Source organism: Pseudomonas sp. BF-R-24, from assembly GCF_019947335.1.
GTDB lineage: Bacteria > Pseudomonadota > Gammaproteobacteria > Pseudomonadales > Pseudomonadaceae > Aquipseudomonas > Aquipseudomonas jessenii.
Map to the genome: position 1 here is coordinate 84031 of NZ_JAGYGG010000003.1, position 12918 is coordinate 96948.

Here is a 12918-nt window from a genome sequence, read left to right on the forward strand (position 1 = left end):
GTCAACGATAACGCGTGTTTACAGGATAAACGCGGCGCCGTTGAGTCCATCGCGAGCAAGCTCGCTCCTACAGTGTTCGGGTCAGTTCGTGTCAGTTCGCTTCAGTTTCCCGAATCAGCTTCTTGTTGATCTTGCCGACGCTGGTCTTGGGGATTTCGGCGACGAATTTGAACTGCTTGGGAATCGCCCATTTGTTGATGCGGCCGCCATCGACGAAGGCTTGCAAATGCATCTCCAGAATCTTGCGGTCGAGGTATTGCCCGGGCTCGCAAACGACCATGGCCATCGGGCGTTCACCCCATTGTTCGTCGGCAATGCCCACCACGGCGACGGACATCACGCCCGGGTGTTCGCTGATCAGGCTTTCCAGTTCCAGCGAGCTGATCCACTCACCGCCGGTCTTGATCACGTCCTTGATGCGGTCCTTGATTTCCACGCCGCCCAGCTTGTCGATCGAGGCCATGTCGCCGGTGTGCAACCAGCCGTTGTGCCACAACTCCGCGCCTTTGTCCGGGGCTTTCAGATAGCCCTGGGTCAGCCACGGCGCGCGTACCACGATCTCGCCCAGGGACTCGCCGTCATGGGGCACATCTTTGCCGTCGGCGTCGATGATCTTCAGGTCGACCAATGGCACCGGGGTGCCGGTCTTGATGCGGATCGGCAGTTGCGCTTCGGCGGACAGCTGCAGGTCTTCATCGCGCAGGTACGTCAGGCACAGCAACGGGCAGGTCTCGGACATGCCGTAGCCTGCGTGCACCACCATGCCTTTGACATTGGCTTCGCTGGCCACGCCGAGGGTCAGCGCGCTGCCGCCCAGGAGCATTTTCCAGCCATCGAAACGGGTCGCCTTGCCTTCCTCGCAGTTGAGGATCATCTGCAGGATGGTCGGCACGCAGTGGGAGAAGGTCACCTTCTCTTCACGGTACAGCTTGACCAGGCTGTTGGGTTCGTAGCGGCCGGGGTAGACCTGCTTGATGCCCATCAGGGTCGCGACATACGGTACGCCCCACGCATGCACATGGAACATCGGCGTGATCGGCATGTACACGTCGTCGGAGCGCAGCAGCGGCTGGCCCTGATAGACGCCCAGGGTGCCGACGGCATTCAGGGTGTGCAGCACCAACTGGCGGTGGCTGAAGTACACGCCTTTCGGGTCGCCGGTAGTGCCGGTGGTGTAGAACAGCGTGGCGACCGAGTTCTCGTCGAAATCGGGGAAGTCGTACTGGTCCGAAGCCAGGGACAGCAGGTGCTCGTACTCGCCCAGCACCGGCAGCGAGGTCGTGGTCGCCTCGTCATCGGTGAGCTGCAGGTAGCCTTTAACGGTTTCCAGCCGACCGTGGATCTGCTCGACCAGGGGCAGGAAATCATCATGCACCAGCACCAGGTCATCCTCGGCGTGGTTCATGGTGAACAGCACCTGCTCCGGCGACAGGCGAATGTTCACCGTGTGCAGCACCGCGCCGATCATCGGCACGGCAAAGAAGCATTCCAGGTAGCGGTGGCTGTCCCAATCGAGCAGGGCCACGGTGTCACCAGCCTTGACCCCGGCCGCCGTCAGCGCATTGGCCAGGCGGCGAATACGCTTGTTGAGGGTCTGGTAGCTGTAGCGCAGCTTGTCGGCGTAGACGATTTCCCGGCCCGGCTCGTAGCGCACGCCGGACAGCAGTAATTGCTTGATCAGCAAGGGGTAGGCATAGGCGCCGTCGGCGGGCGGAATTATTTTTGTCGCCATCATGTTTAAGGTTCCTTGTCCTTTCGATCAGAACTGATCGGCTTGCAGCTCGTAGAGGCAGTCGCTGCCGGCCTTGGCCGATGCGCTCAACGAGTGGATACGCGGCAGCAACCGGGCGAAGTAGAAACGCGCGGTGGCCAGTTTGCTGGTGTAGAAATCGTCCTCGCCATCGCCGCTCATGACGGCCTTGGCCATGCGCGCCCACATGTAGGCGTAAGCGGTGTAGCCGAACACATGCAGGTACTCGACCGAGGCCGCGCCGATTTCGTTCGGGTTGTTTTGTGCCCGGTCCAGCAGCCACGCGGTCAGGTCGTCGAGAGTGTCGACGGCGGCGTTCAGCGGTTGGATGAACTCGGCAAGGTCAGCGCCAACGTTGGCGGTGAAGTTGCGGATTTCCGAAGCGAACAAGCGGTAGAGCGCCCCGCCGCTGCCGACGATCTTGCGCCCGGCCAGGTCCAGGGACTGGATGCCGTTGGTGCCTTCGTAGATCTGGGTGATGCGCACATCACGCACCAGTTGCTCCTGACCCCACTCGCGGATGTAGCCGTGGCCGCCGAAGATCTGCTGGCCATGGATGGTGGTTTCCAGGCCCATGTCGGTGAGGAAGGCCTTGGCCACCGGCGTCAGCAGCGATACCAGATCCTGCGCGCGCTGGCGCGTCGGTGCGTCTTCGCTGTACTTGGCGATATCCAGTTGCAGGGCCACGTAGCTGGAGAACGCACGGCCGCCTTCGTTCAAGGCTTTCATGGTCAGCAGCATGCGGCGCACGTCCGGGTGCACGATGATCGGGTCGGCGGCCTTGTCCTTGAATTGCGCACCGGTTGGTGCACGGCTTTGCAGACGGTCACGGGCGTATTCGACGGCGTTCTGGTACGAGCGCTCGCCTTGGGCCAAGCCCTGGATGCCCACGCCCAGACGCTCGTAGTTCATCATGGTGAACATCGCCGCCAGGCCTTTGTTCGGTGCGTCGACGATCCAGCCGGTGGCGCCGTCGAAGTTCATCACGCAGGTGGCGGACGCCTTGATGCCCATCTTGTGTTCGATGGAGCCGCAGGACAGCGCGTTGTTTTCACCCAGCGAACCGTCGGCGTTGACCAGCACTTTCGGTACCAGGAACAGCGAGATGCCTTTCGGGCCGGCCGGTGCATCGGGCAGCCGCGCCAGTACCAGATGGATGATGTTTTCCGTCAGGTCGTGCTCGCCACCGGTGATGAAAATCTTGCTGCCGCTGACCTTGTAGCTGCCGTCGGCCTGGGGTTCGGCCTTGGTGCGGATCAGGCCCAGGTCGGTGCCGGAATGGGCTTCGGTCAGGCACATCGAACCGGTCCAGGTGCCGGCGTACATGTTCGGCAAGTAAGCCGCTTTCAGTTCTTCGCTGGCGTGGGCCTTGATCGACAGGCAGGCACCGGCGGTCAGCATCGGGTACAGGCCGAACGACAGGCTGGCCGAGTTGACCATCTCTTCGACCTGGGCCGAAATCGCCTTGGGCATGCCCATGCCGCCGTACTGCGGATCACCGCCGACACCCACCCAACCGCCCTCGGCGAAGGCTTGATAGGCCTGGGCAAAACCGTCCGGTGCGGTGACCGCGCCGTCGTTCCAGGTGCAGCCCTGTTCGTCGCTGGCGCGGTTCAGTGGCGCGATTACTTCGCCGCTGATCTTGCCGGCCTCTTCGAGGATGGCGGCAGCGGTCTCTTCATCGATCACGTCGGCCAGGCCGGGCAATTGTGCCCAGAGCCGGGACACCTGGAAAACCTCGTTGAGTACGAAGCGCATGTCGCGCAGGGGAGCTTTGTAATCAGACATCTTGGCTTACTCGGAAGTGGTCACGGCATGGGGCATGCCGGGACGTTCAGTGGATTCGGTGTTTTCGGTTGCCGCGACAGAACCGGGCTTGGGTGCCCGTTCGCGCAGCAGGAAGTACGACAGAGCGGGAATCAGGATCAGCGCGCCGAGCATGTTCCACAGGAACATGAAGGTCAGCAGGATGCCCATGTCGGCCTGGAACTTGATCGGCGACCAGACCCAGCACACCACACCGGCGGCGAGTGTGATGCCCACCAGCCCGACTACTCTGCCGGTGAAGGACACGGCGTTGCGGTAGGCCTGGGACAGCGGCAAGCCCTGCCGCTGGAAGTGCAATTGCACGCTGAGCAGGTACAAGGCGTAGTCGACGCCGATGCCCACCCCGAGGGCGATCACCGGCAAGGTCGCGACCTTCACGCCGATACCCATGGCCACCATCAAGGCTTCGCAGAGGATCGAGGTCAGCACCAGCGGCAACAGGGCCACCAGTGTGGCGCGCCAACTGCGGAAGGTGATCAGGCAGAACAGCGTCACCGCCGCATACACGTACAGCAGCATGGTGCGGTTGGCTTCGCGCACCACGATGTTGGTCGCGGCCTCGATCCCGGCGGTACCGGCGGCGAGCAGGAACTGGCGATCCTCGCTGCTGTTTTCCTTGGCGAACTTGTCGGCAATCGCCACCACGGCATCGAGGGTTTCAGCCTTGTGATCCTTGAGGAAGGTGATCACCGGCATCAGCGAGCAGTCGGTATTGAACAGCTCCGGCGAGTTGACCGAGGCTTGCTGGGCGGCGTAGTTGAGCACGTCCTGGTTGCGCTGGATGCTGTTGAGCTTGGGGTTGCCTTCATAAGTACCGGCAGTGATCTGCCGTACCGCGTTGACCAAGGACGCGGTCGCCTGCACGCCCGGATACTGTTGCAGCTCCCAGGCCAGGCGGTCGGCCAGCACCAGGGTCTTGTAGTTCAGGCAGCCTTCCGGCGCGGTCTTGATCATCACCGCGAACAGGTCGCTGGACAGCGCGTAGTGGCTGGTGATGTAGGCGTTGTCGCGGTTGTAGCGCGAGTCGGCGCGCAGCTCCGGCGCCCCGCTTTCCAGGTCGCCGATCTTCAGGTTCAGGCTGACCATGAAACCGCCGATGCCCATCAACACTGCGACCAATACGGCACCGGTGGCCCACTTGCGCGTGGTGAAGCGGTCGAGCAGGTCCCACAGTTTGCCGAAGCCTTTGTGGTGTTCGGCGCGGTTGTCGATTTTCAGCGCACGCTCGGCGGCTTTCGCGCCCACACCGACATAGGACAGCGCCACCGGCATCAGCAACAGCGAGGTGAAGATCAGCACCGCGACGCCGATGCTGGCGGTGATCGCCAGGTCCTGGATCACCGGAATATCGATCAGCATCAACACGGCGAAGCCCACGGCATCGGCCAGCAACGCGGTGACACCGGCGATGAACAGACGGCGGAAGGTGTAGCGCGCAGCGATCAGTTTGTGGGTGCCGCGGGCGATGTCCTGCATGATGCCGTTCATCTTCTGCGCCGCGTGGGACACACCGATGGCGAAGATCAGGAACGGCACCAGCACCGAGTACGGATCGATGGCGTAGCCGAGCCAGGCGACGATACCCAGTTGCCAGACCACCGCGACCAGCGAGCAGCCGACCACCAGCAGGGTGCTGCGCACGCAACGGGTGTAGGCGTAGATGATGATCAGCGATGTGACGACGGCCAGGCCGAAGAACATCATCACCTGGATCAGGCCGTCGATCAGGTCGCCCATGAGTTTGGCGAAGCCGATCACCCGCACCTTGTAATGGCCGGTGCCTTCGACCCCGGATTTACGCGCAGCGCTGTCACCGGCGTATTCGATCTTGTCGCGCAACTGCTCTTCGAGCATCTGCGAGAAGGCGTGGTAGTTGATGCGTTGACCGCCGGCGGCGGCTTTGTCCATCAGCGGTACGATCAGCATGCTCGATTTGAAATCGCTGGCTACCAGGCTGCCCACCACACCGGCGCGGGAAATGTTCTGGCGCAACTGTTCGATCTGTTCAGGCTGCCCCGAATAGGTGTCGGGCATCACCGGGCCACCCTGGAAACCGTCCTCGGTGACTTCGGTCCAGCGCACGGCCGGGCTCCACAGCGACTTCATCCACGCACGGTCGACGCCTTCGGTGAGGAACAGCTGATCGTTGACCTGCTTGAGCACGTCGAGGTATTCGGGGTCGAAAATATCGCCCTGGGTGTTCTCGACCACCACGCGCACCGAGTTGCCCAAACCGCGCAGCGAAGCGCGGTTTTCCAGGAAGTTCTGGATGTAGGGCTGGCTCTGGGGAATCATTTTTTCGAAGCTTGGGCGCAACTCCAGGCGAGTCACGGCCATGAAGCCCAGCACCACGGTGGCGAGCGCCATCAGCAGCATGAACAGCGGGCGGTAGTTGAACACCAGCCGCTCGAGGAGGTTGCCGGAGCGGTGGTCGAAATCTCGCAGTTCGCGGATCACCGGCATGGCGTCTTGTTTGATATTGCCCATGTCTGGGTTCTCGCTCTTAGGGTTCGAGGGCTGGATCGGCGGACAGCGTCCGGGCACCACGGCTGCCTGCCAGCACCAAGGCGCCATTGGCGGACTGGGTGGCGCCGGCGACCGGGGTCGGTGCCGGTTGCTGCTTCAGATGCAACTGCGCGCCCGTCCCTTGGCTGACCAGCATCTGCCCGCCCTGGGTGAACAAGCGATAATTGCCACGGGCATCGATCAGGCCCGCGGTGATGCTGACGTGCAGGCCGGTGTCCAGTGCGGTCCAGCTCTGGCCGCCGTCGGTGCTGCGCAGCACGTTGCCGCGCAGGCCATAGATCAGCACTTCGCCAGGCTTGCCGAGCACGCCGAAGAAGCTGCCTTGATAAGGCGTCGGTACCGCATTGAAGCGTTGGGCGCTGTCGTCCCATTTGAGCAGCAGGCCTTGCTCGCCGGCGATGTACACACTGTCGCCGGTAGAGGCGATGGCGTTGAGGTGGAAACCCTGGGGGTTGTCGGTACGGTCCTGGAATGGCGTCCAGGTCAGGCCACCGTCGTCAGTGCGCAGAATCAGGTTGAATACCCCGACCACATAGCCGGTTTTGTCGTTGGCGAACCAGACGCCGAGCAGCGGTTTGTCCGCGCCCTGATCGGCCAGTCGTTGGCCTTCCATGGCCAACTGGGGCCATTGCTCATTGCCCGGTTCGGCGCTGGCCAGCGCCGTGTAATGCTTGACCAGCAAGGCGCCGATCTGACGACCGTCGAGCTGCTTTTGCCAAGTCGCGCCGGCGTCGCTGCTGTGCAGCACCACGCCGTCATTACCCACCGCCCAGCCTTGGGTGGTGGTCGGAAAATTCACCGCAGTGAGGTCGGCACTGGCCGGTACGGCGGCCTGTTGCCAGTGGTTTCCCGAATCATCGGAAAACAGAATATGGCCACGCTGGCCGACGGCAATCACACGCCCGCCGGCGCGGGTCATGCTGGACAACGGGCTGTTGATCGCCAAGGCACTGACTCTGGCGGGCAGGTCCAGTACATCGACGTAATCGGCCGCCTGGGCGATGCCCTGCGACAGGCCGAGCACAACGCCAAACGCCAGCTGCAAAATATTGTTTTTATACGAACACATGCTGCGTCCTCTTCGGAAAACCGCGCCGGGACACACATCGGTGTGCCTGACGTTCAAACCTTGCGCCGTGCAGGTCATGTGGAAGCGAGCCTGCTCGCGATGGACGTTAACGATGACGCGTGCTGTCTGGATGCCCGCGTCGCCCTCTGGTCCATCGCGAGCAGGCTCGCTCCCACAATGGATCGTGCGAGCGTCTGCTTGCGGTTGGCTTAGCGAATACCGGCGCCGGCCAGGGATTCCGAAGACCACTGGGCCTTGGAGAGCGGCTCGATGTACTTGATGCCGCCGTAAGGGCCGACTACGCCGTTGATGTTGTAGGAACCACCGACCAGGTCGTAGATCATGAACGGCGTGGAGTCCGGAACCTGCTTGTCATAGCTCTGGCTCAGGAAGGCGAAGGAACCGCGATAGAGCTGACCACGGGCGTCATATTGATCCGAGGCCAAAGCGGTCCAGCTGTCTTCGTCGAGGTAGAAGCGGCGCTTCTGGTAGATGTGACGAGCACCGGCCTTGAGGTTGCCTTCCACGACCCATACACGGTGTTTTTCCCAGCGTACGAAGTCAGGTGACAGGTGATTGGCGGTGGTCAGCGACTTCGGATCCTGCACGTAGGTCAGCTTGTAGGTGTTGTAGGGCACGATCATTTCCTGCTTGCCCACCAGCTTCCAGTCGTAGCGATCCAGCGCACCGTTGAAGACGAACACGTCATCGTAGGTGCCCGCACCGGCGGTACCCGGGTTTGGCGTGTCGTAAGCCAGGCTCGGAGCCAGTTTCACTCGACGCTGCCCCGGCAAGTACTGCCAGGCGCGACGTGGTTGCTGCAACGGGTTGGCGGCATCCTTGAGCATGATCGCCTCACCGGCGCGGCGCGCAGGGCCGGTGTATGCCAGCTTCATCTGGTAGTACACGTCGGCGCTGCTGATCGGCTGCGAGAGGTTTTCATAGATCGGGTAGGAGATGTTCGCTTGCCCGGTGGTCGCCAGGCTTGGAACGCCCGCGGAGTCAACGTTCCAGGAGTCGTACTTGGAACTGATGCTGACGCCTTGGTAGCGCAACAGGAAGTTCCACATCGCTTCATTGCCCGACTGCGGAATCGGGAATGGAATGCCCGGCAGCACGTTGTCGATGGCCAGGCCACCTTCCAGGGACTTGGCGCCGCTGGCGTTCTTCACGCCGTTATCCAGAATCGCTTGAGGCAGCGAAACGGTGCGGTGCGTCGGGAACACGTCGACACGGAACGTCGGGAAACGCTTGGCCAGTTCTACCGTGGTCGCCGTGAGCATGCCCTTGTACTGATCGACGTTCTTGCCGTCGATCACCAGTACCGGTTTTTCACTGGCAAACGGGTCCGGGCGCATGCTGTCGCCGGCCTTGAAGCTGGCCGGCGGGGTGGTCAGGCCACCGTTGTAGGCAGGAATGGAACCATCAGCGTTCCCGGCTTTTTCAGCCCCTACCTGTGTCAGGCTGGTGCCCAGCTTGGCAGCTTCCTGAGTTGAAACAGCAGCCTGTGCCTGAGCGGCGAAGACCATGGCCAGCGAAGCGGCCAACACGGTTTTTACAAATTTCATCTTGTTATTCTCCTGCTTGCATTGAGCAAATCAGTGGTGAATCAGAATGTTGTTTTCATCGTCAGGTACACGGCGCCACGGTCCTCAGTCGTGGCACCACCTCCGGAGAAGGACGAGTAGCCACCGGCGTAACAGGCGTAGTTTTCGTTGCCGCTAAAGGCGTTCGGGGTGGAGCCGTCACCGCCCTTGGAGCCGGTGCTCACACCGCTGACGTTGCACTTGTCGGTTTCGCCAAAGGAGTCCACGTACTTCAGGTCGACAAAGTATTTGTTGTAGACAATGGCACCCACGCCCACGGCATAGTTGCCGGTGTCCTTGGCACCGCCACCGGAGACCGGCGACACACCATCGAGACCGACGTTGACGGACATCGGCGCGTTGAGATCGACACCCGGGAAGACCTGGTACCAGGTCGGTGTGAAGTTGACCGCCAGACCCCAGTTGTCACGGGTCGGCGCGTCGATGCCGCGATAGCTGTCCTTACCCTTGTAGAGCGCTTCGTTCTTGCTATCGAGCTTGAGCAGGTTGCTGTAGTACAGCTCGGCAAGCACAGTCGCCTGATCGAACACCGGGGTTTTCGGCAGGGTCATCAGACCGTTGAGCGTCCAGTGCAGGGTGTCGCCTGTGGCGCTCATGCTGTCGCCACGGCTCGGGGTGTCATAGACCACACCGGTGGCGTCCGTACGTGCAGGCAGCAGGCCAAGCCCTTGCCCCAGGCCCAGCGGGCTGCGGGTACTGACGATCGCCGGGATACTGGCCAGTGGCATGTTGTGACGAACGTTCAGGTCCGAACCCACGCTCACGCCACCCACGTCCTTGGACAAGCTCAAGCCAAGGATCTTGATGTTGTCGGCATAGGCCAGTTGATAGGTGGCGGTGTCCAGCGAATTGAGGGTGTTGATCACCGCTGGCACCTGCCCCGCCGGACGGGTGCCGTTCGGGTTGGCCGAGGTAATGCCTCTGGCGTCCAGATAGGCTTGTGGCAAGATTTCCGAGGTTTCGCGGTAGTAAACGCCGAGGGTGCCATCCAGCCAGGCCGGCGACCATTTGGCCATGACGCCCCAGTCACCGCTGTCATGCGGAGTCAGGTCCTTGCCACGACGCACATTGGTCAAGGCGTTGCACGGCGCCAGGCCACAACCTAGCGGGCTGCCCGGTACCACGGCGTTGGTGTTGCCCAACAGGAATGATTGCGCGCCGAAGCCGACCAGGTCGGAACCACCGTAATAGGTGCCCGCTTCCGGCAGACGCGCGGCATCCCAATTCAGGAAATACTGGGCACCCACGGTCAGCTCGGGATTGACGGTGAACGACATCGACACCTGGTTACGCGGAACGAACAGTTCCTTGGCCTCGGTACCCGGCGACGCGGCAAGCTTGGCCAGGTCGAGGCCGGACTGGCCATAGCTGACCGAGTGCACCGGGTTGAGAATGGTCTCGCCCCAGAACACGTTGTGTTGACCGGCCTTGGCGCTGAACATCGACTCCTCGCCCACTTCGGTGCTGTAGAACACGAAGGCATCGAGGATTTCGCCCGAAGGACCGCTGTAGTAGCGCTGGGCATAATTGCTCAGGTGCGAGCTGCCGTTGCCGACGTTGTCACGGGTGACCCCTGCCAGGCGCGGGTCATTGGCGATCAGGCCCGAGGTCGATCCATTGCCGTTGACGAACGGGTTGGAGTTGGAGCCGGTGTTGTCATAGGCCTTGTCGTACCAGCTGGCGGCGCTGACGCGAAAGCCCATGGCGTTCTTGTAGACCACGTCCATTTCGGTCAACAGATCGATACGGTTGGTGATGTTGGTCCCGGCCTTGCGGAAGTTGTAGTCGCCGTCGTTATTGTTCGGCGTTCCCAACATGCGTTTGTCGGCACTTTCGGTGCGCACGCCATAGTTGTACTTGATGGTGTTATCCACGCGGACGTTCCAGTCCGGATTCCCCGTCTCGATCTCGACCGCATGGGCCGCAGGTACCGTTGCCGCGAGAATGGCTGAGGCCAGCAAGGTGTAGCGTGGAGCGGTGAAGCCGTGACTCTTATTGTTGTGCATTGCGTTGTCTCCGCTTTTTTGTCTTTGTTTTAAGCGCAGCCGCCCTCGCGCAAACATTGATGGGTTTGCGTTTAAGGAATGAGGGCAAATGCCGGTTGGCGTACTGCCAGTCCAGCTCCTTGTACTAGCGATCCAGCTCCAGGATGAGTGCTTCAGCTTGCTGCCAGTGGCCAAATCCTGCGGCCGGATTGAGGTGGCCGACATCGCCCAGATTGAGCAATTCGGCACCCCAGCCTTCTGCCATGCGGGTGACTGCAGGAAGACTGGCCAGGTGATCGTTGGTGCTGCCGGCCACGATGCTGCGAAATGGCAGCGGGCCTTGTGGCAGAGGATTCCAGCCCTGGCTACGCAGGGTTTCGGAAGACGGATAGTTTGACGGCCAGACCGCATCGAGGTCCGGTGGCGCGGCCAGCAAAGCGCCCTTGATCGGACGGCTGTAGTGAGCAGCCCAATGCGCGACCATCAGCACGCCGGCGCTGTGGGCCACCAGAATCACGGGGCCGTCGATTTGTTCGAGTTCGTGTTGAATCGCCCGCACACGGGCCATGCAATCGAGTTTGTCGGTCTCCAGCGGCGCAACACTGCGCACGTTGCTCAGCCTGGCGGCAAGCAATGTTTGCCAATGTTCGGCCACGTGCTCGCGCAGACCCGGAACGATCAGAATGGTGGCGGCAGTTTGCAGTTTGTCCACGGTCAACACCTTCGCTTTCTCGATAACTCGACTGGCTGTTTTCGCCAGGGGCTTTTTGTAGTGTCGACATTAAAGAGCGCCCACCCGAAGCGCTTTACATTGGACGTCATGCACTTTTCTTTTGATGACAAATTGTCCGACAGCAGGACAGTGCGACCACTGGTCGAAAATCCCCGCAGGTTGGCGCAAGGTCACTGTAATCAACGGATGAGCGCTGATGGCTCCATGCAGCGTAGAAGATTGGTGACCGTATGGCATGAAATCCATCAACGACATGACAACTGTTCAACTGTTGATACGCTGGATATAGTCGCCACGCTCACGCCAACCGCCATCGGCACAGGGAAGACTTTCGCATGACCAAGCTTGTTCGCGCCGCTGTCTTGACCAACTACCTGGAGGTCACCCAGTACCTGGGTTTCAACCCGCGCGACGTGCTGGCCGCTGTCGGCTTGAGCAGGGCCCAACTGCAAGCCCCTGAACACCGCATCCATATCGATGCCGCCGTCCGTTTGCTGGAAGACTCGGCCGCCGCCAGCGGCTGCCAGACCTTCGGCCTGAGCATGGCCGAATCGCGCCAGCTCTCGGACTTCGGCGTGGTCAGCCTGCTGCTCAGCCACCAGCGCACGTTGCGCGATGCCTTGCAGGTCGTAGTGGATTACCGGCACCTGATGAATGACTCGCTGGCCATCTTCATTGAGGAGGCTGGCAAGATGGTGATCATTCGCGAAGAGGTGGTCACCGAAACGCCGATGCCCAGCCGCCAGGCCACGGAGCTGGCCATCGGTGTAATGTTCCGGCTGTGCTCGGCCCTGCTGGGCTCACACTGGCATCCCTACAGCGTCAACTTCATGCACCAGCCACCGGACAACCTGCACCTGCATCGCCGGCTGTTCGGCTGCAACCTGGAGTTCGGCAGCGAGTTCAACGGCATCGTCTGCCCTGACATCAGCCTCGACATGACCAACCCCAACGCAGACCCGGCCATGGCCCGCTATGCCCAGGGCTACCTCGACTCGCTGCAGAACCACGAAGGCGCCTCGATGCTGTTCGAGGTGCGCAAGGCCATCTACCTGCTGTTGCCCATGGGGCGCGCCACCATTGAGCAGGTGGCCCAGAGCCAGGGCATGAACGTGCGCACCCTGCAACGCCGCCTCAAGGACGACGGCTGCGCCTTCAACGACGTGATCAACGACGTGCGCCGCGACCTGGTGCTGCGTTACCTGGACAACCCCAACTACTCCCTCAGCCGCATTGCCGACATGCTCGGCTACTCGATGGCGAGTTCGTTTACCCGCTGGTTCATCAGCCAGTTCGGCATGCCGCCGGCGACGTGGCGTGCGCAGAAGCAGGCTGGGGCGAAACCGTCCTGACAGCAGGGCAAAAAAAAACGGCGACTGCTGGTACAGTCGCCGAAAGCGCGAGATTGGAACTGCAATCCC

The 12918-nt window shown here is 61.7% G+C and carries 8 protein-coding genes; 1 reads left to right on the forward strand and 7 read right to left on the reverse strand.

What is annotated here, in order from left to right; translation table 11 throughout:
• Positions 1–91: 91 nt before the first annotated feature.
• The 7 genes from KGA98_RS03320 to KGA98_RS03350 all read right to left on the reverse strand — a co-directional run bounded on the left by KGA98_RS03320 (position 92) and on the right by KGA98_RS03350 (position 11476).
• Complete coding sequence (locus KGA98_RS03320; protein WP_223501155.1) at positions 92–1735, reverse strand: fatty acid--CoA ligase; 1644 nt, start codon at positions 1733–1735, stop codon at positions 92–94.
• Positions 1736–1759: 24 nt separating this feature from the next.
• On the reverse strand, positions 1760–3538 hold the full coding sequence (locus KGA98_RS03325) for an acyl-CoA dehydrogenase C-terminal domain-containing protein (protein WP_154910408.1): 1779 nt from the start codon (positions 3536–3538) through the stop codon (positions 1760–1762).
• Positions 3539–3544: 6 nt separating this feature from the next.
• Complete coding sequence (locus KGA98_RS03330; protein ID WP_223501163.1) at positions 3545–6064, reverse strand: efflux RND transporter permease subunit; 2520 nt, start codon at positions 6062–6064, stop codon at positions 3545–3547.
• A 16-nt stretch (positions 6065–6080) separates the two neighbouring features.
• Positions 6081–7172, reverse strand: a complete 1092-nt coding sequence (locus tag KGA98_RS03335; protein ID WP_223501165.1) for a WD40/YVTN/BNR-like repeat-containing protein — start codon at positions 7170–7172, stop codon at positions 6081–6083.
• 209 nt (positions 7173–7381) lie between these two features.
• The gene (locus KGA98_RS03340; protein ID WP_057716322.1) at positions 7382–8740 is read right to left on the reverse strand and encodes a DUF1329 domain-containing protein; all 1359 of its coding nucleotides are present in this window, start codon (positions 8738–8740) and stop codon (positions 7382–7384) included.
• Between the two features lie 41 nt (positions 8741–8781).
• On the reverse strand, positions 8782–10785 hold the full coding sequence (locus KGA98_RS03345) for a DUF1302 domain-containing protein (RefSeq protein WP_223501167.1): 2004 nt from the start codon (positions 10783–10785) through the stop codon (positions 8782–8784).
• Positions 10786–10909: 124 nt separating this feature from the next.
• Positions 10910–11476, reverse strand: coding sequence for an RBBP9/YdeN family alpha/beta hydrolase (locus KGA98_RS03350; protein WP_057716669.1), 567 nt, complete (start codon positions 11474–11476; stop codon positions 10910–10912).
• A 356-nt stretch (positions 11477–11832) separates the two neighbouring features.
• On the opposite strand from KGA98_RS03350, the gene KGA98_RS03355 reads away from it, so the two are divergent.
• The gene (locus tag KGA98_RS03355) at positions 11833–12849 is read left to right on the forward strand and encodes an AraC family transcriptional regulator (RefSeq protein WP_057716324.1); all 1017 of its coding nucleotides are present in this window, start codon (positions 11833–11835) and stop codon (positions 12847–12849) included.
• Positions 12850–12918: the final 69 nt, after the last annotated feature.

Bases quoted from the DNA above. Each gene is read 5' to 3' on its own strand.
- KGA98_RS03335 (WP_223501165.1), bottom strand. From the start codon at position 7,172: ATGTGTTCGTATAAAAACAATATTTTGCAGCTGGCGTTTGGCGTTGTG.
- KGA98_RS03340 (WP_057716322.1), bottom strand. From the start codon at position 8,740: ATGAAATTTGTAAAAACCGTGTTGGCCGCTTCGCTGGCCATGGTCTTC.
- KGA98_RS03345 (WP_223501167.1), bottom strand. From the start codon at position 10,785: ATGCACAACAATAAGAGTCACGGCTTCACCGCTCCACGCTACACCTTG.
- KGA98_RS03320 (WP_223501155.1), bottom strand. From the start codon at position 1,735: ATGATGGCGACAAAAATAATTCCGCCCGCCGACGGCGCCTATGCCTAC.
- KGA98_RS03325 (WP_154910408.1), bottom strand. From the start codon at position 3,538: ATGTCTGATTACAAAGCTCCCCTGCGCGACATGCGCTTCGTACTCAAC.
- KGA98_RS03330 (WP_223501163.1), bottom strand. From the start codon at position 6,064: ATGGGCAATATCAAACAAGACGCCATGCCGGTGATCCGCGAACTGCGA.
- KGA98_RS03355 (WP_057716324.1), top strand. From the start codon at position 11,833: ATGACCAAGCTTGTTCGCGCCGCTGTCTTGACCAACTACCTGGAGGTC.